The sequence below is a fragment of the Luteimonas sp. MC1825 genome (genome assembly GCF_014764385.1).
Classification (GTDB): domain Bacteria; phylum Pseudomonadota; class Gammaproteobacteria; order Xanthomonadales; family Xanthomonadaceae; genus Luteimonas.
Map to the genome: position 1 here is coordinate 454,124 of NZ_CP061714.1, position 22,683 is coordinate 476,806.

Here is a 22,683-nt window from a genome sequence, read left to right on the forward strand (position 1 = left end):
CGAGCGTCCGAGCATATGCGAGAAAAGGGCGGGTCTACCACGTTCGCCGGCGCAGGGTGCGCCGGCGGAGCGAGGGGCGGTGGCCGCCCCTCGCGCGCATCACAGGATCGAGAGCGCCATGTCCTTGCGCTCGGACAGCCGCTTCTCGAGGTAGTGGATGTTCTGTCCACCATCCTCGAAGCCGCGGTCGGCGAGGATGCGCTGCTGCAGCGCGATGTTGGTCTTGATGCCATCGACCACCATCTCCGACAGCGCCACGCGCATGCGGCAGATCGCCTGCTCGCGCGTCGCGCCGTGCACGATCAGCTTGCCGATCATCGAGTCGTAGTTGGCGGGCACGCGATAGCCCTCGTAGATGTGCGAGTCCACGCGCACGCCCGGCCCGCCCGGGGCGTGGAAGTGCTGGATCAGTCCGGGCGAGGGCAGGAAGCTGTCCGGGTCCTCGGCGTTGATGCGGCACTCGATGGCATGGCCGTTGAGCACCACGTCCTCCTGGCGGATCGACAGCGGCCGGCCGGACGCGATCAGCAGCTGTTCGCGGATCAGGTCGATGCCGGTGACCATCTCGGTGACCGGGTGCTCCACCTGGATGCGGGTGTTCATCTCGATGAAGTAGAAGCGCCCGTCCTCGTACAGGAACTCGAACGTGCCCGCGCCGCGGTAGCCGATGCGGATGCAGGCCTCGACGCACACCTTGCCGATCCCGGCGCGCTGCTCCGGCGTGATGCCCGGCGCCGGCGCTTCCTCGACCACCTTCTGGTGGCGGCGCTGCATCGAGCAGTCGCGTTCGCCGAGGTGGATGGCGTTGCCCTGGCCGTCGGCCAGCACCTGGATCTCCACGTGGCGCGGGTTCTCCAGGAACTTCTCCATGTAGACCATGTCGTTGCCGAACGCGGCCTTGGCCTCGGCCTTGGTGGTCTGGATGGCGGTGAGCAGCGCGGCTTCGGTATGCACCACGCGCATGCCGCGTCCGCCGCCGCCACCGGAGGCCTTCACGATCACCGGGTAGCCGATCTGGCGGCCGATCTTGACGTTGGCATCCGGCTCGTCGCCCAGCGGGCCGCCGCTGCCGGGCACGCAGGGCACCCCGGCCTCCTGCATGGCGCGGATCGCCTCCACCTTGTCGCCCATCAGGCGGATGGTCTCCGCCCGCGGGCCGATGAACACGAAGCCGGACTGCTCGACGCGTTCGGCGAAGTCCGCGTTCTCGGCGAGGAAGCCGTAGCCGGGGTGGATCGCCTGCGCATCGGTGACCTCGGCGGCGGCGATGATGCTGGCCATGTCGAGATAGCTCTGCTGCGATGGCGCCGGCCCGATGCACACCGATTCATCGGCCATCGCCACGTGCTTGAGGTTGCGGTCGACGGTGGAGTGCACCGCGACCGTGCGGATGCCGAGCGCATGGCAGGCGCGCAGGATGCGCAGCGCGATCTCGCCGCGGTTGGCGATGACGACCTTGTCGAGCATGGTCCGCGCCTCAGCCGATCACGAACAGCGGCTGGTCGAACTCGACCGGCTGGCCGCTCTCGCCGAGCACGGCGAGCACGGTGCCGGCGACGTCGGCCTCGATCGGGTTGAACATCTTCATCGCCTCGATGATGCCCAGCGTCTCGCCGGCCTTGACCGCCTGGCCCACGGTGACGAAGGCCGGCTTGTCGGGCGCCGGCGACGAGTAGAAGGTGCCGACCATCGGCGAGCGCACGACGTGGCCGTCAGGCAAGGCCGGCCCGCTCGGCTCGGCTGCACCCGGGCGACCGCCGGTGGCGGCCTCGACCGGCGACTGCATCGGCATTGCCGGGCCGCGGTGGTAGTCCGCCGGTGCCGGTGCGGACATCGCCGCCGTGCCGCGCGGGATGCGGGCCAGGCGCACCGACTCCTCGCCCTCCTTGATCTCGATCTCGGCGAGGTTGGATTCCTCGAGCAGGTCGATCAGCTTCTTGATTTTTCTCAGGTCCATGCGGGCCTCGTCTGGTGGTGTCCGCGCAGGTGCGCAGGCGATGGGAATGGGGTGTGGAAGGTCAGGGCGTGCTGCCAAGGCGCGGCAGGGCCGCATCCAGGGCGAGCGCGTAACTGGTGGCACCAAAGCCGCAGACCACGCCGACGGCCAGGTCACTGAAGTAGCTCTGGCGCCGGAACGGCTCGCGGGCATGCGGGTTGGACAAGTGCACCTCGATGAAGGGCAGGGCGACCGCGGCCAGAGCGTCGCGCAGGGCCACCGAGGTATGGGTGAAGGCGGCGGGATTGACCAGCAGGAAGCCGGTGCCGTCCCCGGCGGCGGCCTGGACGCGCTCGACCAGCACGTGCTCGGCGTTGGACTGCAGGCTCTCGAACGCGTGCCCGGCCGCCTCCACCCGGGCGCGCAGCGCGGCGTCGATCGTCGCCAGCGTGTCGCGGCCATAGATCTCCGGCTCGCGGCTGCCGAGCAGGTTGAGGTTGGGTCCATGGAGGACGAGAAGCTTGCCCATTCGTTGCCGCACGGCCTGTGGCCAAAACGGCGGCCAGTCTGCGCCAAGCGTCCGATCGTGTCCAGATCGCAGAAGTTGCGCCAAATATGGCTGTTTTAAGCGACTGTTTGAGTCGCTGCGCTCAGGGCTTCGCCCAGCCGCTGATTTCGCCATGCGTGAATGGGCCGATGCGCTGTTTCAGCAGGCGTCCATCGGACCCGATCAGCACCGTGTACGGCAGCACGCCCCGCGGGTTGCCCAGCTGCACCCCGGCGTCGCGCGGCCCGGGGATATCGATGGCGATCGGGTAGCTCACCGGGATGCGCGTGAGAAAGTCCTCCACGGCGTTTTGGTCGTCGAGCGCGATTCCGATCACTTGCACGCCATTGGCACCCTGTTCGACGGCGAAGCGTTCCAGTTCCGGCATTTCCTCGATGCAGGGGCCACACCAGCTGGCCCACAGGTTGACCAGCAGGGGGCGGCCCGCTGCGTGGTCCGGGATGAGGATCGGGCTGCCATCCAGGCCGGGCAGGGTGAGCGCGGGCACCGGCTCACCGCGGACCGCGACCTGCAGTCCGTCAGGCGCAGGCGGCGCGACGGCCGTCATCGCACCCTGGAGCGCGCGCTGCCCGAACTCGGTGCGCAGCAGTGGGCCCGGGCCGTTCACGGCCAGGCCGGCGACGATCCCCAGCACGCCCGCGGCCAGCGCCGCCAGCACCACGGTGCGCGTGCGCATCAGCGTGCCGCCCGTTCGATCGCGGCCACCGTGCTGCTGCGGTCCAGCACCGCCGGCAGCACCTCGCCCGCCCCGCCGCCGCGCGGGTACACCACGTACAGCGGCACGCCGACCGCGCGATGCGCGGCCAGGAACGCGCTGATCTCCGGATCCACGTTGGTCCAGTCGCCGACCATGTAGGTGGCGCCGGCGCGCTGCAGCGCGTCGCGGAACGCGACGCTGGACAGCGTGCCGCGTTCGTTGGCCTTGCAGGTCACGCACCAGTCGGCGGTCATGTTCACGAACACCACGCGCCCTTCGTCGCGCAGCGCCTGCAGGCGCGCGGCGGAGTAGGCGACGGTGGCCTCGCCGGCCTGCTGCGGCGCGCGGTCGGGCGGCGGCATGCGGGTGACCAGCCACACCGGGGCGAGCGCCACCAGCAACAGGGCGAGCGCGGGCAGGCGCCGCCAGCCACCGCGCATGCGCGCGCGCTCGAACCACCACAGGGCGAGCGCCATCAACGCCACGCCGATCGCCACCAGCGCCATCGCGTCGACGCCGCGCTGCTTGCCGAGCACCCAGGCCAGCCAGATCGCGGTCAGGTACATCGGGAACGCCAGCACCTGTTTCAGCGTCTCCATCCAGGCGCCGGGCTTCGGCAGCCGCTCCGCCAGCCCCGGCACGAAGCCGACCAGCAGGAACGGCAGCGCCAGCCCGAGGCCGAGCGCCAGGAACACGGCCAGTGCCACCGCGGTGGGCGCGGCAAACGCGAACGCGAGCGCGCCGCCCATGAACGGCGCGATGCAGGGGCTGGCCACCACGCAGGCCAGCACGCCGGTGAAGAAGTCGCCCAGCGGCCCGCTGCGCGTCGCCAGGCCGCGGCCCAGGTTGGCGCTGCCGCCGATGGTGAACACGCCCGACAGGCTCAGTCCGACCGCGGCCATCAGCAGGACCAGCGCGGCCACGAAGCCCGGCTGCTGCAGCTGGAACCCCCAGCCCAGCGCCTGGCCCGCGGCGCGCAGCGCGATCACCAGCAGGCCGATCACCGCAAACGCGGACAGCACGCCGGCGGTGTACCAGAGCGCGTGGCGCCGCGCCGCGCCGCGGTCGGCACCGGTCTGCGCGATCCCCAGCACCTTCAGCGACAGGATGGGCAGCACGCAAGGCATGACGTTGAGCAGCAGGCCGCCGACGAGTGCCAGCAACAGCGCGGCCAGCACGCCGGTGGCCGCCGTGGCCGGTGGCGTGCTGCGCGCGGCGTTGTCGCCGGCGGCATCCGCGCTGGACGCGGGCGCGCCCGGCTCCGCGGCCGGGTCGTCAAGACCGCCGCTGGTGGACCGCGTGCCCGCCGTGGTGTCGCCTGGCCCGGCGGCGGGAGCGCCGGCGCCGCTGGAACTTCCCTCGGGGGGCGCGGCACCGGGCGGCGTGGCGGCGCCTGGCGACGCGATCGGCATCGCCGCCAGGGGCGATGCCGGCGTAACCGTCCCGGCGGGCAGCGACAGGCGCACGCTGCGCGTCATCGGCGGGTAGCAGATGCCCTCGTCCTGGCAGCCCTGGAATGTGGCGGTCAGGGTGGCCTGGCGGGCTTCGCCATGTGTGCGCAGCAGTGGCAGCGGCACATCGACCTGGTCGAAATAGACCACCACGTCGCCGAAGTGTTCGTCGTGGTGCGACACGCCGCGCGGCCAGCGCGGGGCTGCGGGCGTGATGCCGTCGGCGTGCAGCTGGAAACTGCTGCGGTCGCGGTACAGGTAATAACCGGGTGCCGGGGTGAAGCGCATCAGCACGGTGTTGCCGTCGCCGGCGATCGCCTCGAACGCGAAGGCCTGCTCCTGCGGCAGCGGCAAGGCGTCGGCCTTGCCTCCCAGCGGCCGGGCCGCAGCGCCGGCCTGCGCGGTGCCACCGCCAAGCGTGCGGCCGAGCGCGGCAAAGCCGGCGTCGGGAGCCGCCGGTGATCGCGACCCCGGCAGCGCCACGGTGACCGTGCGTGTCTGTGGCGGATAGCAGACGCCGAGGTCGGCGCAGCCCTGGTAGCGCACCTTCAGGCCTGTGCTGCCGGCAGTGCCGGCCTGTCCGGTGAGCACCGCTGCCACGCGGCCACGGTAGGTTTCGACCTCGCCAAAGAATTCGTCGGTGTGCCGGCGCCCGGCCGGCAGCTGCAGGCCGCGGGCATCCACGTCAAAGCCGGCGTCGAGCGGTTCGGCGCCCATGCGGTGGCGGTACAGGTAATAGCCGTCGGCGATCGTCCAGGCGAGTTCGATGCGCCCCGCGTCGGTCGCCTCGGCGCGCAGCACGAAGGCCTCGTCGACCGGCAACAGGTCGTCGACGTCGACGGCGGCAATGGCCGCGCATGGCAGGACAAGCAGGGCGAGCGCCAGGCAGGTGCGGCGCCAGCCTGCGGCAGACATGAGGGAGTGGACGTTCAACGTGCGCCAGCTGCGGGAAGGGCAGCCTAGGGTAGCGGAGACGTGGCCCGCGGACAGGCGGAGCATCGGGATCGGCAGGCCCCGGGACACTCAGTTCCGCAGGCCCGGTGCATCGGGCAGGCCGGCGGTTGCCGCCGGCATGCCATGCGAGGGCCGGCAACCCCGGCCGGCCCTCGCAGGTGGAACCTTGCCTCAGCGCACGGCGCGCCGGATCGCCGGTGCCGACACCTTCACCGGCGCAGCGGCCGCCTTCGGCGGCGTGGCCGTGGTGGCCGGGCGGTACGGCGGGCGCAGCTTCGGGTTGCGCGGGGTGACGGGCGTGGGCGTGCCGAGTTCGCAGACGGTCGGCGTGGTGGAGGTGAACAACGCGTTGCTCGCCCACTCCGGGTGGTCGATGAACGGGTTGCGGTTGCCCTGGTACGCGGCCACCACTTCGTTGCGCGCGCGCTCGGCGTCATCCGGCGGATCGCCGGCGTGCCAGTCGAGCAGGGTGGACAGCATGCCCATGTAGGCCGGCGACGACGACGTGCCCACGATCAGGCTGCGGTTGTCGGTGAGCTCGAGGTCGGGTTCGGCCTGGTTGTTGGTCGGGTGCGTGCCGCCTTCGTAGCGGATCGCCATGTACAGCACCGCGCGCGCCATGTCGCCCTTGCGCGCACCCCAGGCTTCGAACGAGCCCTGGTTGCCGTTCGGCCCCTTGAACCAGTTCGAATTGCCGGGATACGTGCCGCTGCCGCCACCACGGCCATTGTTGGCCTCGGTGACGCGCTCGGCACAGCCCGACGCCTGGGTGCAGTTGTCGAACGGCATGTTGCCGCGGTTCGAGTTGTAGCCCTCGTCGCTCAGGTACAGCATGTGCGCGTCGGTGTAGGGCGCGTTGGGGAAGCCCAGGTTGCCGGTGGTGGCGGGGAAGCCCAGCGAGTTCGGCCAGGTGTGTTCGCGGTTGTACTTGTTGCTGCCGCCGCTGCCGGCGCGGTCGGTGCCCTTGGTGTAGCTGCGGTTGCGGTAGACGTCGAGGATCTTGCCGGCGTCGTTCGGGTCCTCGTCGGCGATCTCGAGGATCGTCCAGGTGCTGGTGCCGCTGCCGCTGTACGGATAGGCCACGTGGCCCTTGATGGTCGCATGCAGAGAGCAGCGCAGCTGGCCGGGGCTGGAGGCGTTCACCAGGCCGTAGTAGCCCTCGCCGCCGTTGCCGCCGCCGCGCGGCAGCTTCACCTTGAACGACACTGCGGTATCGGCTTCAGGCGCGGCGCCATCCAGGTCGGCGATGCGCGTGGCATCGACCAGCAGCGAGCACGCCTGGCCGGGCACAAGCGGCCTGGCCGGCGTGAGCGCGAAGGTGGTCGCCTGCGCGACATGGTCGAGGTCGAGGCGCTGGCGGCGCAGGCCGTCGCAGGCCAGCACGAACGCGCCGGCCTGGGCGACCACCGGCTCGCTGAAGGTCACGCTGAGGTCCGCGGCGTACGGGAAGTCGGTGCCGCCGTCGACCGGGAAGGTGGTGGTGACGCGCGGCGCGGCATTGCCGGCTTCGCCGAAGGACTGGTCGTTGTTGCAGGTACCGAAGGTCTGCGTGGCCGAGTCGGCCCAGCTGAAGTCGGCATAGGCGTTGCCGGTGCCGCCGAGCTGCAGCGACGTGCCGAGCGGGGCGGTGCTGGCCTCGGCCACGCCGATGTCGGTGCTGGTCAGGCCGGCGGCCGGACCGTTGATGGCGGTCATCGTGCCTTCGTAGCTCAGGAACTGGACCACGTTGCCCTGCGGGTCGACCAAAGCGATGCCGTCCGGCGATCCGTTCTGCAGGCCGTCCAGCGGATAGTTGATGGTGGCCAGCCGCACCTGGCCGCCGCACGCGACCAGGTTGCTCGCGGGCACCGGGGTCGTGGAGTAGCTGCTGTTGTTGCTGCCGTTGTAGAGCACGACCTGGTAGCCGGCCAGGCTTTCCCCCGCGCTGGCGACGATCTCGATCGCCTCGCCTGCGTCGGTGCCGGCGTTGTCGTAGTGGATCTCGTTGACGAAGACATCGGCATTTGCCGGAAGTGCCGCGAACGCGGCCAGCGCGATCGCGCAGCGGACCGCCAGTGTGGAACGACGCATAGGTGACTCCCCTTGTGAAGCCGGCGAGGGTACCCCGCGCATATGACGGTTGCCACAGTGCGCTGGACGCAGCATTCCATCCGCCTGCACGCAAGCGTGACGCCCGCCCCGTATCGTGTGCCTTCCCCCGCATTCAGTCCGATCGATGCCGCTTCCGCTCCCCGTTTCCAGGGCCTGCGCCGGCCTTGCCCTCGTCTTGCTGGGCCTTGCCCCCGGCCTCGCGCCCGCCCGCGAGTCGCCCGACGTCGAGGTCGCGCTCGGCGCGTCCAACACCACCGACCGCGAGTTCACGGCGGTCGCCTCCGTGGCCTGGCTGCCGGAACTTCGGCGCATGTCAAACGCGGTGCTGCGTGCCGAGGCCGGTGCGGTGCTGGTCGACGGGCGTGGCCACGTCGTGGGCCGGGATCTCGATGAGAGCGTGGTGGTGGGTCATGTCGGCCTGCGCTACGAGCGCACCGACACCGGCCTGACGCTGGGTGCCGGCGTCGGCGGGCAAGCGGGCGAGACCGATGCGCTGTCGGGCGATGTGCAGTTCATCACCACCGGCGGCTGGCGCTGGGAACGCTTCTCGCTGCTGGTGCGCCACATCTCCAACGCCAGCCTCGACTCGCCCAACGACGGCGAGACCATGCTGGTCGCCGGCTGGCGGTTCTAGCACGCCGGCCGGGCATTCCACCCGGCGCGCATCTTTGTTCCGCCAGGGCCTTGATACCGGGCCTCCCCGCCCCATCTTCCGTGCATCCCGGCCTTGCCGGGTTTTCGTGGCCCGGGTTTTGGCACTCGGCTAGGCCGACTGCTAGAATTCGCGCCCGTTACCCCTGTTTATTCAACCCAATCAACAACTTGTGAGGATCGCCATGAACCTGAAGCCGCTCTATGACCGCGTGGTCATCAAGCCCATCGAAGCCGACGAAGTCTCCGCCGGCGGCATCCTGATCCCGGACAACGCCAAGGAAAAGCCCACCAAGGGCGAAGTCGTCGCCGTCGGCGAAGGCAAGGCCCTCGACAACGGCAGCCTGCGCGCGCCGAAGGTCAAGGTCGGCGACAAGGTCATCTACGGCCAGTACTCGGGCTCCGCCTACAAGCTGGAAGGCGTCGAATACAAGATCGTGCGCGAAGACGACATCCTCGCCGTCCTCGGCTGAGCCCCGCGCCACCCTTCTTCCACCCCTGATCCCAATTCGAGGTAATTCCAATGTCCGCCAAGGAAATCCGTTTCGGTGAGGACGCGCGCGCAAAGATGGTGCGCGGCGTCAACATTCTCGCCAATGCCGTCAAGGCAACCCTCGGCCCGAAGGGCCGCAATGTCGTGCTCGAGAAGAGCTACGGCGCCCCCACGATCACCAAGGACGGCGTGTCCGTCGCCAAGGAGATCGAGCTCGCCGACAAGTTCGAGAACATGGGCGCGCAGATGGTGAAGGAAGTCGCGTCCAAGACCTCCGACAACGCCGGTGACGGCACCACCACCGCGACCGTGCTGGCGCAGGCGCTGATCCGCGAGGGTTCCAAGGCGGTCGCCGCCGGCATGAACCCGATGGACCTCAAGCGCGGCATCGACCAGGCCGTCAAGGCCGCCGTCGCCGAGCTGAAGGCCATGTCCAAGCCCACCGCCGACGACAAGGCGATCGCCCAGGTCGGCACGATCTCGGCCAACTCCGACGAGTCGATCGGCACGATCATCGCCGACGCGATGAAGAAGGTCGGCAAGGAAGGCGTGATCACCGTTGAGGAAGGCTCGGGCCTCGACAACGAGCTCGACGTCGTCGAGGGCATGCAGTTCGACCGCGGCTACCTGTCGCCGTACTTCATCAACAACCAGCAGTCGATGTCGGCGGACCTGGATGACCCGTTCATCCTGCTGCACGACAAGAAGATCTCCAACGTCCGTGACCTGCTCCCGGTCCTGGAAGGCGTGGCCAAGTCGGGCAAGCCGCTGCTGATCGTCGCCGAGGAAGTCGAAGGCGAGGCCCTGGCCACGCTGGTCGTCAACACCATCCGCGGCATCGTCAAGGTCGTCGCCGTCAAGGCGCCGGGCTTCGGCGACCGTCGCAAGGCGATGCTGGAAGACATGGCCATCCTGACCGGCGGCACCGTGATCTCCGAGGAAGTCGGCCTCTCGCTCGAGAAGGCGACCATCAAGGACCTCGGCCGCGCGAAGAAGATCCAGGTCTCCAAGGAGAACACCACGATCATCGACGGCGCGGGCGAGAGCTCGGGCATCGAAGGCCGCATCAAGCAGATCAAGGCGCAGATCGAGGACACGTCCTCCGACTACGACAAGGAAAAGCTGCAGGAGCGCGTTGCCAAGCTGGCCGGCGGCGTGGCGGTGATCAAGGTCGGTGCCTCGACCGAGATCGAGATGAAGGAAAAGAAGGCCCGCGTCGAAGACGCCCTGCACGCCACGCGCGCTGCTGTGGAAGAAGGCGTGGTCCCGGGCGGCGGCGTTGCGCTGGTGCGCGCGCTGCAGGCCATCGGCGAGCTGAAGGGTGCCAACGAAGACCAGAACCACGGCATCGTGATCGCCCTGCGCGCCATGGAAGCCCCGCTGCGCGAAATCGTCACCAACTGCGGTGAAGAGCCGAGCGTGGTGCTGAACAAGGTCAAGGACGGCACCGGCAACTACGGCTACAACGCGCAGACCGGCGAATACGGCGACATGATCGCGTTCGGCATCCTGGACCCGACCAAGGTCACCCGTTCGGCGCTGCAGAACGCGGCCTCGATCGCCGGCCTGATGATCACCACCGAAGCGATGGTGGCGGAGCTGCCGAAGAAGGACGAGCCGGCCATGCAGGGCGGCGGCGACATGGGCGGCATGGGCGGCATGGGCTTCTAAACCGCGCTCCACGCAAGACCCGCGAAACGAAAGCCCCCGCAGAGATGCGGGGGCTTTTTTTGTGGTGGTCCTGTGGTGGCCCTCTGGTGGCCGTGAGGCCTTCGCGGCTCATGTCCCCCGGCATCCGCCCTCAAGGGCCTTGGTACCCGGCACCCCGCGTCATATCCGCGTCATAGCCGCGTCGCGCTCCCCGTCATCCGGTCTTCCCCGGGCAATGACACAATTCCGTCCTTTCCCCGCTCGGAATGCACGATGGCCGGTGGTTCACTGCTCCTGCTGCTCGACGACATCGCCACGATCCTCGATGACGTCTCGATCCTCACCAAGGTGGCCGCCAAGAAGACCGCCGGCGTGCTTGGCGACGACCTGGCGTTGAACGCACAGCAGGTGGCCGGGGTGCGCGCGCACCGCGAGTTGCCCGTCGTGTTCGCGGTGTTCAAGGGGTCGATGCTCAACAAGGCGATCCTGGTGCCCGCGGCGCTCGCGATCAGCCTGTGGCTGCCGTGGCTGGTCACGCCGCTGATGATGATCGGCGGCGCCTACCTCTGTTACGAGGGCGTGGAAAAGCTGGTCCACAAGTTCCTGCACAAGGACGAAGCGCCGCCGCCGCGCAAGGATCTGCAGCGTCGCGCCGAAGCCGTGCTGGCCAAGGCCGCCGCCGCGCCGAACGATGCGGACGTGCTCGCCAGCGAAAAGGAGAAGATCCGGGGTGCGATCCGCACCGACTTCATCCTGTCGGCCGAGATCATCGTGCTCTCGCTCGGCGTGGTGGCCGGGCAGCCGCTGCTGCAGCAGGTGCTGGTGCTGGTGGCGATCGCGCTGGCCATGACCTTCGGCGTCTACGGGCTGGTCGCAGGCATCGTGAAGCTCGACGACGTCGGCCTGTGGCTGACCCGCAAGCCCGGCAAGGTCGCCTGCATGGTGGGGCGCGGCCTGCTGTACGCCACCCCCTGGCTGATGAAGACCCTGTCGGTCCTCGGCACCGCGGCGATGTTCCTGGTCGGCGGCGGCATCCTCGTGCACTCGATCCCCGTGCTGCATCACGCGGTCGAGGCCCTCGGGCCGAACGGCTGGCTTGGTGCGATCGTCAGCGCGTTGTGCAATGCGCTGGTCGGCATCGTCGCCGGCGCGCTGGTGCTGGGCGCAGTCACGCTGTTCGGCAAGCTGCGCGGGAAGGCACCGGAGCCGGCACACTGAAGCTATAGTCTGCACCCGCTCCACATCCCGCATCCGATGCCCGATCCGCACAATGCGCCGCGTCGCGCCGCTGTCGGCCTTGCTGCCGGTGGTACCGGCGGCCACCTGTTTCCTGCCGAGGCGCTGGCGCGCGAACTGCTGGCGCGTGGCCATGAGGTCGTCATCTATACCGAGCGCCGCGGCGCGCAGTTCACCCGCGCGCTTGAGGGACTGCCGCACGTGGTGCTGCCGGCGCGCAGCCTGGCAGGCGGCATCGGCGGCAAGCTAGCCGCGGCGACGGTGAGCGCGCGTGCCACGCTGGCCGCACGCGCCGACATGAAGCGCCGCGGCGTGCGCCTGCTCGCGGGCTTCGGCGGCTATCCGAGTTTCGCGCCGGCGCTCGCCGCGCGCAGCCTGGGCCTCCCGCTGCTGCTGCACGAGCAGGGCACGCGGTTGAGCATGGCCAACCGCCAGCTGCTGCGTTTCGCCACGCGCGTGGCGACGTCGTTCCCGGGCGTTGCCGGCATCGACGTCGGGCGCGTGGTGGAAACCGGCAACCCGGTGCGCGCCGAGATCCTCGCCGCCGCCGGCGCGCCCTATCCGTCGCTCGATGCCCCGGCGCCGCTGCGCCTGCTGGTGGTCGGCGGCAGCCAGGGCGCCGCGGTGTTCGGGCGCGTGGTGCCGGCGGCCCTGCTGGCGCTGCCTGAAGCCCTGCGCCGGCGCATCCGGGTGGCGCTGCAGTACCGCGGCGACGATGCGGCCAGCGTGGCCGCCGGACTGCAGGCGGCCGGGATCGACGCCGAGGTGCGGCCGTTCTTCGACGACATGGCGGCGCGGCTGCACGATGCGCACCTCGTGCTCACCCGTGCCGGCGCCACCACCATCGCCGACCTGCTGGTGGTCGGCAGGCCGGCGATCTTCGTGCCGATCCCGCAGGGTGGTTCGCGCGAGGAGCAGCGCGGCAATGCCGAAGCGCTGGCGCGGCTCGGCGCAGGCTGGTGCATGCCCGAGCCGGACGGTTTCACCGCCGCCGCGCTGGCCGGGCGCCTCGCCCAGCTGTTGGCCGACGCCACCACGCTGCCGAATGCCGCCGCGGCCGCCGCGGCCCTGGGCCGGCCCGATGCCGCCTCGCGCCTGGCCGACGAGGTGGATGCGATGTTGGCGCTGCCGGCGGGCAGCGCGCCGCGACGCGCGCGGACCGGAGGCTGACCGGCGTGGCCCGCGACGCGCAGGATGTGCTGATCGTCGGCGGCGGCCACAACGGCCTCGTCTGCGCCGCCTACCTCGCCGCTGCCGGGCTCAAGGTCCGCGTGCTGGAGCGCCGCGGCATCGTCGGCGGCGCCGCGGTCACCGAGGAGTTCCATCCCGGCTTCCGCAATTCGGTGGCCAGCTACACCGTCAGTCTGCTGAACCCGCGCGTGATCGCCGACCTGCGCCTGGCCGCGCACGGCCTGCGCGTGGTCGAGCGGCCGTACTCCAACTTCCTGCCGCTGCCCGATGGCCTCGCGTTCCGCCTCGGCGGCGAACACGGCACCGCCGAGGTCGCGAAGTGGTCGACGCGCGACGCCGAACGCCTGCCGGAGTACTACGCCATGCTCGACCGCGTGGTGGTGGTGCTGCGCCAGCTGATGCTGGAAACGCCACCCAACGTGTCCGACGGTTTCGTGCTGGCCGACTGGATGGCGTCGCTGACCGTGGCGCGGCGCCTGAAGTCGCTGGACATGCGCGGCCGCCGCGACCTGCTCGACCTGTTCGCCAAATCCGCGGGCGAGCTGCTCGACGCCTGGTTCGAATCCGAACCCTTGAAGGCGGCGCTGGGCTGGGACTCGGTGGTCGGCAACTTCGCCAGCCCCTACACGCCGGGCAGCGCCTACGTGCTGCTGCACCACGTGTTCGGCGAGGTGAACGGCAAGCAGGGCGCCTGGGGGCACGCGATCGGCGGCATGGGCGCGATCAGCGATGCGATCGCGGCCGAGTGCGCGGCGCGCGGCGTGGTGGTGGACACCGATGCCGAGGTTGCCGAAGTGCTGGTGGAGCAGGGCCGCGCGGTCGGCGTGGCGCTGGCCGATGGCCGCATGCTGCGCGCGCGCGTGGTCGCCAGCAGCCTCAACCCGAAGCTGCTGTACACGCGCCTGGTCGCGCGCAAGCACCTGGATGACGACACCGCCGAGCGCATCGCCCGCTACCGCTGCGGCTCGGGCACGTTCCGCATGAACGTGGCGCTGTCGGAGCTGCCGGACTTCAGTGCGGCACCGGGCACCACGCTGCAGCCGCACCACCAGAGCGGGATCCTGGTCGGCCCCTCGCTGCGCTATTTCGAGCAAGCCTATTTCGACGCCCGCTCCAGGGAGCACAACGCCGGCTGGGCGCGCGCGCCGATCGTCGAGCTGGTGATCTCCTCGACGCTCGACGCCAGCCTCGCGCCCCCTGGCGCGCACGTCGCCAGCCTGTTCTGCCAGCACGTGAACCCGGATGTCGACGGCGGCTGGGACGCGCACCGCGACACCGTGGCGCGGCTGATGATCGACACCGTCGACGCGCAGGCGCCGAACTTCCGCGCCAGCGTGCTCGGCTACGAAGCACTGTCACCGCTCGACCTCGAACGCCGCTTCGGCCTGGTGGGCGGCGACATCTTCCACGGTAGCCTGGGGCTCGACCAGCTGTTCGCGGCGCGCCCATTGCTCGGCCAGGGCAACTACCGCGGGGCGCTGCCGGGGCTGTACCTGTGCGGGTCCGGCACGCATCCCGGAGGTGGCGTGACCGGCTTGCCCGGGCGAAATGCCGCGCGCGAGATCGCCCGGGACCTTGGTCGTCGCATGTCAGGCTGAGCCGTCGCCGGTCTTCAATTCATGAACTGCCCGGTTTCATTTTGCAGCGCAGCGTGCAAGTTGCATAACGCTTCCTTCACGATCGACCTGCACCCGACGTGGGGGAGGGAGCAAGGCCCGAAGCGGTTCGCCGCTTCGGGCTTTTTTATGGTGATCTCCCTGGGCATGGGGCACCGGGTACGAAGACCGTGACGACTCATGTCCCCCGGCGATGGCCTGCGGGATCCGGTTCTCGTATGTCCGACCCCGCGCCGATGCCACAATCCCTGCGTGAACCCCGTCTCCGACATGCTTCCTGACGTGCGCCTCGGCGACCATGTCGACCGACTGCTGGCGCGCCTGCCGGACGGGCTTGGCACGCGCGGCGGCGATGCCTTGCGCCGCGTGGCGATCGCCAGCGACTTTGCGGCGGAGGTGTTCGCCCGGCAACCCGAGGTGCTGGCGCGCCTGGTGGACGCGCAGGATGCGCCGGCGCTGCCGCTGCCGGTCCTGCCCGCCGATGGCCAGGCCGAATGGCCGGCCCTGCTGCGCCGGTACCGGACCGCCGAGTCCGCGCGGCTGGTGTGGCGTGACGTGCTCGGGCTGGACGCGGTCGGCGACACGCTGGCCGGCAGCACCCGCCTGGCGGAGGACTGCCTGCAGCTCGGGCTGGCGGCGCTGGAGGCGCAGTTCGAACAGCGGCACGGCCTGGTGCGGGATGGCGACGGCCATGTGGTGCGGCTGGTGGTGTACGCGCTGGGCAAGCTTGGCGGCGGCGAGCTCAACTTCAGCTCCGACGTCGACCTGGTCTATGCCTACGCGGCCGGCGGCGAGAGCGATGGCGCGCGACCATTGGCGGCGGAGGACTATTTCGCCCGCCTGGGCCAGGCACTGGCGCGGCTGCTCGACGCGCCCACCGCCGACGGCTTCTGCCACCGCGTCGACCTGCGCCTGCGCCCGTTCGGCAACGCCGGGCGCATCGCGCTGAGCTTCGCGGCCATGGAGCTGTACTTCCAGCGCGAAGGCCGCGACTGGGAACGCTACGCCTGGCAGAAGGCGCGGCCGGTGGCCGGCGACATCGCCACCGGCGAAGCGTTCCTGGCCACGCTGCGGCCGTTCGTCTACCGCCGCTACCTTGATTACGGAGCGCTCGAAGGCCTGCGCGACATGAAGCAGGCGATCGCCGCCGAAGTGGCGCGCAAGGACCTGGCCGACGACATCAAGCGCGGCCCGGGCGGGATCCGCGAGATCGAATTCCTGGTGCAGGCGCTGCAGCTCATCCGCGGTGGCCACGAGCCGGCGCTGCGCGGCCGGCGCCTGCTGCCGATGCTCGGGGCGCTGTGCGCGGCGCGGCAGGTCGCGCCGGAGGCGGCCGCCGATCTCGCGGACGCCTACCTGTTCCTGCGCCGGGTGGAGAACCGCCTGCAGATGCTGCGCGATGCACAGACGCACATCCTGCCGGATGACACCTTCGACCGCCTGCGCGTCGCGCGCGGACTTGGCCATGACAGCTGGCCGGCGCTTGCCGCGGAGCTCGAGGCGCATCGCGCGCGCGTCGCCGCGGAGTTCGACGCGCTGCTCGCGCAGCGCCGTGCGCAGCCCGGCGTCGGCAGCGACATCGCCGGATACTGGCGCGCGCTGCCCGATGCCGGCACGGCCGATGTGCTGGCCGCCGCCGGCTATGGCGATGCCGCCGAAGTCGACGCCGCGCTGCGCGATTTCGCGCGCTCGCCCAGCGTGCGCGAGCTGTCCGACGCCGCGCGCGCACGCCTCGACCGGGTCATGCCGCTGCTGCTGCAGGCCACGGCGCCCGCCGACCGCCCGCTGCAGGCGCTGCGCCGCCTGCTGGCGCTGCTGCACAACATCCTGCGCCGCCCGAGCTACCTGGCATTGCTCGACGAACAGCCCGCGGCGCTGGCGCGCCTCACCGGCCTGGTGACCCGCAGCGCGTTCCTCGCCGAGCGCGTTGCCGCGCACCCGCTGCTGCTCGACGAACTGCTCGACGCGCGCGTGGAAGGCCCGCTGCCCGGGCGCGAACAACTCGATGCCGCCTGCCGAGTGGCGCTGCAGCGCGACGACATCGAGGCGGCGCTGTTCGCGCTCAACGAAACCCGCCAGGCGCTCAGCTTCCGCATTGCGCTGGCCACGCTCGACGACCGCCAGCCGGCGCCGGACAGCACCCGCCAGCTGTCGTGGCTGGCCGATGCGGTCGTCGGGGTCGTGGTTGCGCTGGCGCGACGCGAGATGCAGGCCGCGCACGGCGACATCGCCGGCGCGCGCTTCGCCGCGATCGGCTACGGCAGCCTCGGCGGCGAGGAGCTCGGCATCGGCTCCGACCTCGACCTGGTGTTCCTGTACGACGCGCCCGAAGGCGCCCAGTCCGACGGCGCGCGCAGCGTGGACGCCGGGCGCTGGTTCGCGCGCCTGGCGCAGAAGGTCGTGGCGCTGCTCGGCACCAGCACTGGCGCCGGGCGCCTGTACGAGGTCGACGTGCGCCTGCGCCCGGATGGCGCCAGCGGCCTGCTGGTGTCCTCGCTCGCCAGCTACGGCGAATACCAGCGCACCCGCGCCTGGACCTGGGAACACCAGGCGCTGGTGCGCGCGCGTTGCGTATCCGGCGATGCCGGCCTGTGCGCCGCGTTCGAGCGCGTGCGCACCGCGGCGCTGGCGCGGCCACGCGATCCTTCCGTGCTGTTCACCGATGTCGCGGCGATGCGCGCCCGCATGCGCGCCGAGCTCGACCGTGGCAGTGCCGCCCGCTTCGATCTCAAGCAGGGCGAAGGCGGCCTGGTGGACCTGGAGTTCCTGCTGCAGGCGCTGGTGCTGCGCGATGCCGCCGCGCGTCCGACGCTGCTGGTGCCGCGCGCCACGCCCGAGCTGATCGCGGCGTGCCGCGCAGGAGGTCTGCTGGACGAGGCGACCGCGGCGCGGCTGACCGCTGCGCACGCCACGCTGGTGGCAATGGGACTTGCCTGCACCCTGGACCGCCGCGCGCGCCTGGTCGACGACAGCCCCGGACTGCAGGCCGCGCGCGACGCCATCACCGGCGCCGTGCGCGCGGCAGGCCTGGCAACCGCCTAGGCGGCGGCGTCGATGCTGATCCCGGCCAGCCGCTGCAGCGCTTCGGCGTACTTGTCGCGGGTGCGGGCGATCACGTCCGCCGGCAGCGACGGCCCGGGCGCGGTCTTGTCCCAGCCTTGGGCCTCCAGCCAGTCGCGCACGAACTGCTTGTCGTAGCTCGGCGGGCTGGTGCCGACTTCGTAGGCATCGGCCGGCCAGTAGCGCGACGAGTCGGGCGTGAGCATCTCGTCCATCACGTACAGGCGGCCGTCGGCATCGGTGCCGAATTCGAACTTGGTGTCGGCGAGGATGATGCCGCGCCCGGCGGCATGCTCGGCGGCAAAAGCGTACAGGCGCAGCGTGGCGTCGCGCACCTGTTCGGCCAGCTCCGCGCCGACCTTGTGCACCATGGTGTCGAAGTCGATGTTCTCGTCGTGGTCGCCGGCGGCGGCCTTGGTGGACGGGGTGAAGATCGGCTGCGGCAGGCGCTCGGCCTGGCGCAGGCCATCGGGCAGGGCGATGCCGCTGATGCGGCCGGTGCGGCAGTAGTCGTTCCAGCCGCTGCCGATCAGGTAGCCGCGGGCGATGGCCTCCACCGGCACCGGCTTCAGGCGCCGCGTCACCACCGAGCGCTGCAGGTAGGGCGCCGGATCCACGCCGGCCGGCAGCACGCTGGCCACGTCGATGCCGGTGAGGTGGTTCGGCATCAGGTGTTCGGTCTTGTCGAACCAGAAGTTGGACACCTGGCAGAGCATCTCGCCCTTGCCGGGGATCGGGTCCGGCAGGACCACGTCGAACGCGCTCAGGCGATCGCTGGCCACGATCAGCAGCAGCGGACCGAACGCCTCGGGGCCGGAACCGGGAGGCAGCTCGTAGACATCGCGGACCTTGCCGCGGTGGAGCAGGTTGAGGCCGGGGAGGCGGGCTTCGAGCAGGGTCGTTGCCATCGTGTCGGGTCGCAGCCGTCGGGCGGGCATTGTAGCGACGACGGCGTCGAGGTGCCGGGGGACGGTAGAATCACGCGCATGAAACGCTGGTACGGAAAACTCCTGGGCTTCATCGCCGGCTGGCTGCTGCTGCGCCACCCGGCCGGCGGGCTGATCGGCCTGCTGATCGGCCACGCCTTCGACAGCGACTGGTTCCGGCGCCCGGCCGACAACGCCTATGGCGTGCTGGGCCTCGGCCCGGACGCCAGCGATGCCGATGTCGACCGCGCCTACCGGCGGCTGATCGCGCAGTACCACCCCGACCGTCTTGGCGGCGCCGCCGAGGAGCTGCGCGACCAGGCCGAGCGCCGCGCACGCGAGATCAACGGCGCGTACGACCGCATCCGCGCGCTGCGCAAACCGCGCTGACCGCGACGGTCGCCGCACCGCATCCTTCCCCCTGTCCGGACCCGCCATGCAACCGACCGTCATCGCCCCCTCGATCCTCTCGGCGGATTTCGCCCGCCTTGGCGAGGAGGTCGACAACGTGCTCGCCGCCGGCGCCGACTGGGTGCACTTCGACGTGATGGACAACCATTACGTGCCCAACCTCACCATCGGCCCACTGGTCTGCTCCGCGCTGCGCAGGCATGGCGTGACCGCGCCGATCGACGTGCACCTGATGGTGTCGCCGGTGGACCGCATCGTCGGCGATTTCGCCGAGGCCGGCGCCACGCTGATCAGCTTCCACCCGGAAGCGAGTTCGCACGTGCACCGCACGATCCAGCTGATCCGCGCTGCCGGCTGCCAGCCGGGGCTGGTGCTGAATCCGGCGACCCCGGTCGAGGTGCTCGATTACGTGCTCGACGAACTCGACCTGGTGCTGCTGATGTCGGTCAATCCGGGGTTTGGCGGCCAGGCCTTCATTCCCTCCGCGCTCGACAAGCTGCGCGCGGTGCGCGCGCGCATCGATGCCAGCGGCCGTGATGTGCGCCTGGAGATCGACGGCGGCGTGAAGCCGGACAACATCGGCGCGATCGCCGCCGCCGGTGCCGACACCTTCGTCGCCGGCTCGGCGATCTTCAGCCAGCCGGATTACGCCGAGGTCATCGCGCGCATGCGCGCGCACGCCGCCGCGGGGACCTGATGGCCGCGCCGCGCTGGAGGCTGGTGCTCAACGGCAAGTCGGCCGGCGACGACGCGCTGCGCGATGCGGTCACCGCGATCCGCGATCGCGGCGTGGCGCTGGACGTGCGCGTCACGTGGGAAGCGGGTGATGCGGAGCGCCATGTGTCCGAAGCGATCGCCGACGGCGTGGCGACGATCATCGCCGCCGGTGGCGACGGCACGCTGAGCGAGGTCGCGGCTGCACTGGCGCGCCGCGACGCCGCTACCGACGCGCTGCCCTCGATCGCGCTGGTGCCGTTGGGCACCGCCAATGACTTCGCGAGCGCGGCCGGGATCCCCGACGCGCCGCTCGACGCCATGATGCTGGCGCTGCAGCAGCCGGCCACGCTGGTCGACCTGCTGCGCATCGAGGCCGACGACGGCGCGCACTGGGCCGCAAACCTGGCCAGCGGCGGGTTCGGCACGGATGTCACGGTGGAAACCAGCGAGGGCATGAAGAAGCTGCTCGGCGGTCTCGCGTACGTGGTCACCGGCATGGCCAAGCTCGGCCGCATCGATCCGGTCTCCGCGCGCTTCAAGGGCCCCGGATTCGAATGGAGCGGCGACTTCATCGCGCTCGGCCTTGGCAACGGGTCGCAGGCGGGCGGTGGCCAGGCGCTGTGTCCCGATGCGCTGGTCGACGATGGCCTGCTCGAGCTGACCATCGTCCCCACCCTCGAGGGCGAGGTGGCGGCGACCTTCGGCACGCTGCTGGCCGACGGCAGGCACGCCGCGCTCGATCGCGTCGCGGTGCGCACGCGCCTGCCCTGGGTGGAGGTGGCCTCCGACGCGCCGCTCACGCTGAACCTGGATGGCGAGCCGGTGACCTGCACGCACTTCCGCGTCGAATGCGTCGCCGCGCGCCTGCGCATGCACTTGCCGGACGGCAGCCCGCTGCTCTCCGCGAACAGGTCGCGCACACCATGACGCCCGACGAATTCCAGCGCCACGCCGATGCCGGCCACACCCGCATCCCGGTGATGCGCGAAGTGCTGTCGGACCTGGACACGCCGCTGTCGGTGTACCTGAAGCTGGCCGACGGCCCCAATACCTACCTGTTCGAGTCGGTGGAGGGCGGCGAACGCTTCGGCCGCTATTCCATCATCGGCCTGCCGGCGACGCGCGTGTACGCCTTCCACGGCCACGTGCTCAGCGTGCGCGAGCACGGCGAGGTGGTGGAAACGCGCGCGGTCGCCGATCCATTCGCCGAAGTCGAACACCTGCGCGCCGCGCATTCGGTGCCGCGCATCGCCGGGCTGCCGGGGTTCACCGGCGGCCTGGTGGGCTGGTTCGGCTTCGAGTGCATCGGCTACGTCGAGCAACGCCTCGATGGTGGCGACACGCCGGACGAGCTCGGCACGCCGGACATCCTGCTGATGGAGTCCGACGAGCTCGCGGTGTTCGACAACCTCAAGGGCCGCCTGTACCTGGTGGTGCACGCCGACCCGCGCGAGCCGCAGGCGCTGGCACGTGCCAACCGTCGCCTCGACGCGCTGGTGCATCGCCTGCGCAGCGGCGGCGCGGCGTACCCCGAAATGCTGCAGCCGGCGGCACTCGACGAGGCGGATTTCGTTTCCGGGTTCACACGTGACGGCTTCATCGATGCGGTGAAGCGCTGCCAGGAGTACATCGCCGCCGGCGACGTGTTCCAGGTGGTGCTGTCGCAGCGGCTGTCGGTGCCGTTCCACGCGCGCCCGGTGGATGTCTACCGCGCGCTGCGCGCGTTGAACCCGTCGCCGTACATGTATTTCCTCGACGTCGGCGGCACCCAGGTGGTGGGCAGCTCGCCGGAGATCCTGGTGCGCCAGCAGGGCGACCTGGTCACCGTGCGCCCGATTGCCGGCACCCGCCCGCGCGGCGCCACGCCGGAAGAAGACGCCGCGCTCGAGGCCGAGCTGCTGGCCGACCCCAAGGAGCGCGCCGAGCACCTGATGCTGATCGACCTCGGCCGCAACGACGTCGGCCAGGTCGCGCGCCCGGGCACGGTGGAGATGGGCGAGCGCTTCGTGATCGAGCGCTACAGCCACGTCATGCACATCGTCAGCGAGGTCACCGGGCGACTGCGCGACGGCCTGTCGTACACCGACGTGCTGCGCGCCACGTTCCCCGCCGGCACGGTGAGCGGCGCGCCCAAGATCCGCGCGCTGGAGATCATCCGAGAGCTCGAGCCGGTCAAGCGCAACGTGTACGCGGGCAGCATCGGCTACATCGGCTGGCACGGCGACGCCGATACCGCGATCGCCATCCGCACCGCGGTGATCCAGGACGGCCGCCTGCACGTGCAGGCCGGCGCCGGCATCGTCTACGACTCCGACCCGGTGAAGGAGTGGGAGGAGACGATGAACAAGGGGCGCGCGCTGTTCCGCGCGGTGGCGCAGGCGGCCGGCGGGCTGTAGCCGGCGCGAACGCGCGGTTTGGGTGAAAATGACCGATTCGCCGGCACGGATGCAGCCATGCTGCTGATGATCGACAACTACGACAGCTTCACCTTCAACCTCGTGCAATACCTGCAGGTGCTGGGTGCCGAGGTGCGCGTGGAGCGCAACGATGCGCTCGATGTCGACGCCATCGCGCGCATGGCGCCGGAGCACATCGTGCTGTCGCCAGGACCCTGCGCGCCCGACCAGGCCGGCATCTGCCTGGCGGTGATCGAGCAGCTCGGCCCGCGCATCCCGATCCTGGGCGTGTGCCTCGGCCACCAGGCCATCGGCCAGGCCTATGGCGGTCGCGTGGTGCGCGCCAAGCGGATCATGCACGGCAAGACCTCGCCGATCCGCCACACCGGCGCTGGCGTCTTCAGCAGCCTGCCGGATGGCTACGAGGCTACCCGCTACCATTCACTGGTGGTCGAGCAGCACAGCCTGCCGGACTGCCTGGAAGTCACCGCCTGGACCGACGACGCCGATGGCGGCCGCGAGGAGATCATGGGCCTCCGGCACCGCGAGCACCCGGTGCAGGGCGTGCAGTTCCATCCCGAATCGATCCTCAGCCAGCACGGCCACGCGCTGCTGCGCAACTTCCTCGAACAGGTTTGA

General features: G+C 70.7%; 19 protein-coding genes. 12 read left to right on the forward strand and 7 right to left on the reverse strand.

Annotated features, from left to right (window positions below; all coding sequences use genetic code 11):
* Window positions 1-99 precede the first annotated feature (99 nt).
* The 6 genes from accC to IDM46_RS02155 form a co-directional block, all read right to left on the reverse strand.
* Window positions 100-1,467 (reverse strand): acetyl-CoA carboxylase biotin carboxylase subunit, encoded by a 1,368-nt coding sequence (gene accC, locus IDM46_RS02130; RefSeq protein WP_182822988.1) that lies wholly within the window; start codon window positions 1,465-1,467, stop codon window positions 100-102.
* Window positions 1,468-1,477: 10 nt separating this feature from the next.
* The gene (gene accB, locus IDM46_RS02135) at window positions 1,478-1,957 is read right to left on the reverse strand and encodes an acetyl-CoA carboxylase biotin carboxyl carrier protein (protein WP_182822986.1); all 480 of its coding nucleotides are present in this window, start codon (window positions 1,955-1,957) and stop codon (window positions 1,478-1,480) included.
* 61 nt (window positions 1,958-2,018) lie between these two features.
* The gene (aroQ, locus tag IDM46_RS02140; RefSeq protein WP_182822984.1) at window positions 2,019-2,465 is read right to left on the reverse strand and encodes a type II 3-dehydroquinate dehydratase; all 447 of its coding nucleotides are present in this window, start codon (window positions 2,463-2,465) and stop codon (window positions 2,019-2,021) included.
* Window positions 2,466-2,586: 121 nt separating this feature from the next.
* Window positions 2,587-3,180 carry a TlpA disulfide reductase family protein gene (locus IDM46_RS02145; protein WP_185114686.1) on the reverse strand — a complete coding sequence of 198 codons (594 nt, stop codon included), beginning with the start codon at window positions 3,178-3,180 and terminating at the stop codon, window positions 2,587-2,589.
* A complete protein-coding gene (locus IDM46_RS02150) occupies window positions 3,180-5,567 on the reverse strand; it encodes a protein-disulfide reductase DsbD (RefSeq protein WP_185114687.1) in 2,388 nt (795 codons plus the stop codon). The genes IDM46_RS02145 and IDM46_RS02150 overlap by 1 nt, the downstream gene beginning before the upstream one ends.
* Before the next feature lie 210 nt (window positions 5,568-5,777).
* On the reverse strand, window positions 5,778-7,676 hold the full coding sequence (locus tag IDM46_RS02155; RefSeq protein WP_185114688.1) for an endonuclease: 1,899 nt from the start codon (window positions 7,674-7,676) through the stop codon (window positions 5,778-5,780).
* A 196-nt stretch (window positions 7,677-7,872) separates the two neighbouring features.
* Here IDM46_RS02155 and IDM46_RS02160 point away from each other — a divergent pair, with 196 nt between their 5' ends.
* The 7 genes from IDM46_RS02160 (at window position 7,873) to glnE (ending at window position 17,576) form a co-directional block, all read left to right on the forward strand.
* Window positions 7,873-8,331, forward strand: coding sequence for an acyloxyacyl hydrolase (locus tag IDM46_RS02160; protein WP_185114689.1), 459 nt, complete (start codon window positions 7,873-7,875; stop codon window positions 8,329-8,331).
* Between the two features lie 202 nt (window positions 8,332-8,533).
* Window positions 8,534-8,821, forward strand: coding sequence for a co-chaperone GroES (locus IDM46_RS02165; protein ID WP_182822973.1), 288 nt, complete (start codon window positions 8,534-8,536; stop codon window positions 8,819-8,821).
* Window positions 8,822-8,871: 50 nt separating this feature from the next.
* Window positions 8,872-10,512: a chaperonin GroEL gene (gene groL, locus IDM46_RS02170; protein WP_182822971.1), complete on the forward strand. Its 1,641-nt coding sequence runs from the start codon at window positions 8,872-8,874 to the stop codon at window positions 10,510-10,512.
* Between the two features lie 252 nt (window positions 10,513-10,764).
* Complete coding sequence (locus IDM46_RS02175; RefSeq protein ID WP_185114690.1) at window positions 10,765-11,709, forward strand: DUF808 domain-containing protein; 945 nt, start codon at window positions 10,765-10,767, stop codon at window positions 11,707-11,709.
* A gap of 36 nt (window positions 11,710-11,745) precedes the next feature.
* Complete coding sequence (locus IDM46_RS02180) at window positions 11,746-12,897, forward strand: UDP-N-acetylglucosamine--N-acetylmuramyl-(pentapeptide) pyrophosphoryl-undecaprenol N-acetylglucosamine transferase (protein ID WP_185114691.1); 1,152 nt, start codon at window positions 11,746-11,748, stop codon at window positions 12,895-12,897.
* Window positions 12,898-12,902: 5 nt separating this feature from the next.
* Window positions 12,903-14,516 (forward strand): NAD(P)/FAD-dependent oxidoreductase, encoded by a 1,614-nt coding sequence (locus tag IDM46_RS02185; protein WP_185114692.1) that lies wholly within the window; start codon window positions 12,903-12,905, stop codon window positions 14,514-14,516.
* Between the two features lie 288 nt (window positions 14,517-14,804).
* Window positions 14,805-17,576 carry a bifunctional [glutamate--ammonia ligase]-adenylyl-L-tyrosine phosphorylase/[glutamate--ammonia-ligase] adenylyltransferase gene (gene glnE / locus IDM46_RS02190; RefSeq protein ID WP_185115233.1) on the forward strand — a complete coding sequence of 924 codons (2,772 nt, stop codon included), beginning with the start codon at window positions 14,805-14,807 and terminating at the stop codon, window positions 17,574-17,576.
* On the opposite strand, the gene IDM46_RS02195 is transcribed toward glnE, so the two are convergent.
* Window positions 17,573-18,502 carry a phosphoribosylaminoimidazolesuccinocarboxamide synthase gene (locus tag IDM46_RS02195; protein WP_185114693.1) on the reverse strand — a complete coding sequence of 310 codons (930 nt, stop codon included), beginning with the start codon at window positions 18,500-18,502 and terminating at the stop codon, window positions 17,573-17,575. The two genes, glnE and IDM46_RS02195, sit on opposite strands and share 4 nt — an antisense overlap.
* Before the next feature lie 78 nt (window positions 18,503-18,580).
* Between IDM46_RS02195 and IDM46_RS02200 the strand changes: the two genes are divergently transcribed.
* The 5 genes from IDM46_RS02200 to IDM46_RS02220 are packed head-to-tail and all read left to right on the forward strand — an operon-like array spanning window position 18,581 to window position 22,683.
* Window positions 18,581-18,910, forward strand: a complete 330-nt coding sequence (locus tag IDM46_RS02200; protein WP_182822961.1) for a DnaJ domain-containing protein — start codon at window positions 18,581-18,583, stop codon at window positions 18,908-18,910.
* Between the two features lie 46 nt (window positions 18,911-18,956).
* Window positions 18,957-19,628 (forward strand): ribulose-phosphate 3-epimerase, encoded by a 672-nt coding sequence (gene rpe, locus IDM46_RS02205; RefSeq protein ID WP_185114694.1) that lies wholly within the window; start codon window positions 18,957-18,959, stop codon window positions 19,626-19,628.
* Window positions 19,628-20,575, forward strand: a complete 948-nt coding sequence (yegS, locus tag IDM46_RS02210; RefSeq protein ID WP_185114695.1) for a lipid kinase YegS — start codon at window positions 19,628-19,630, stop codon at window positions 20,573-20,575. The genes rpe and yegS overlap by 1 nt, the downstream gene beginning before the upstream one ends.
* A complete protein-coding gene (gene trpE, locus IDM46_RS02215; protein WP_182822954.1) occupies window positions 20,572-22,044 on the forward strand; it encodes an anthranilate synthase component I in 1,473 nt (490 codons plus the stop codon). Before yegS ends, trpE begins: the two co-directional genes overlap by 4 nt.
* A 57-nt stretch (window positions 22,045-22,101) precedes the next feature.
* The gene (locus tag IDM46_RS02220; protein ID WP_182822952.1) at window positions 22,102-22,683 is read left to right on the forward strand and encodes an aminodeoxychorismate/anthranilate synthase component II; all 582 of its coding nucleotides are present in this window, start codon (window positions 22,102-22,104) and stop codon (window positions 22,681-22,683) included.

Excerpts from the sequence above, each read along its gene's own strand:
- accC (WP_182822988.1), bottom strand. The coding sequence starts at position 1,467 with ATGCTCGACAAGGTCGTCATCGCCAACCGCGGCGAGATCGCGCTGCGC.
- accB (WP_182822986.1), bottom strand. The coding sequence starts at position 1,957 with ATGGACCTGAGAAAAATCAAGAAGCTGATCGACCTGCTCGAGGAATCC.
- aroQ (WP_182822984.1), bottom strand. The coding sequence starts at position 2,465 with ATGGGCAAGCTTCTCGTCCTCCATGGACCCAACCTCAACCTGCTCGGC.
- IDM46_RS02145 (WP_185114686.1), bottom strand. The coding sequence starts at position 3,180 with ATGCGCACGCGCACCGTGGTGCTGGCGGCGCTGGCCGCGGGCGTGCTG.
- IDM46_RS02150 (WP_185114687.1), bottom strand. The coding sequence starts at position 5,567 with ATGTCTGCCGCAGGCTGGCGCCGCACCTGCCTGGCGCTCGCCCTGCTT.
- IDM46_RS02155 (WP_185114688.1), bottom strand. The coding sequence starts at position 7,676 with ATGCGTCGTTCCACACTGGCGGTCCGCTGCGCGATCGCGCTGGCCGCG.
- IDM46_RS02165 (WP_182822973.1), top strand. The coding sequence starts at position 8,534 with ATGAACCTGAAGCCGCTCTATGACCGCGTGGTCATCAAGCCCATCGAA.
- groL (WP_182822971.1), top strand. The coding sequence starts at position 8,872 with ATGTCCGCCAAGGAAATCCGTTTCGGTGAGGACGCGCGCGCAAAGATG.
- IDM46_RS02175 (WP_185114690.1), top strand. The coding sequence starts at position 10,765 with ATGGCCGGTGGTTCACTGCTCCTGCTGCTCGACGACATCGCCACGATC.
- IDM46_RS02180 (WP_185114691.1), top strand. The coding sequence starts at position 11,746 with ATGCCCGATCCGCACAATGCGCCGCGTCGCGCCGCTGTCGGCCTTGCT.
- glnE (WP_185115233.1), top strand. The coding sequence starts at position 14,805 with ATGCTTCCTGACGTGCGCCTCGGCGACCATGTCGACCGACTGCTGGCG.
- IDM46_RS02195 (WP_185114693.1), bottom strand. The coding sequence starts at position 18,502 with ATGGCAACGACCCTGCTCGAAGCCCGCCTCCCCGGCCTCAACCTGCTC.
- IDM46_RS02200 (WP_182822961.1), top strand. The coding sequence starts at position 18,581 with ATGAAACGCTGGTACGGAAAACTCCTGGGCTTCATCGCCGGCTGGCTG.
- rpe (WP_185114694.1), top strand. The coding sequence starts at position 18,957 with ATGCAACCGACCGTCATCGCCCCCTCGATCCTCTCGGCGGATTTCGCC.
- yegS (WP_185114695.1), top strand. The coding sequence starts at position 19,628 with ATGGCCGCGCCGCGCTGGAGGCTGGTGCTCAACGGCAAGTCGGCCGGC.
- trpE (WP_182822954.1), top strand. The coding sequence starts at position 20,572 with ATGACGCCCGACGAATTCCAGCGCCACGCCGATGCCGGCCACACCCGC.
- IDM46_RS02220 (WP_182822952.1), top strand. The coding sequence starts at position 22,102 with ATGCTGCTGATGATCGACAACTACGACAGCTTCACCTTCAACCTCGTG.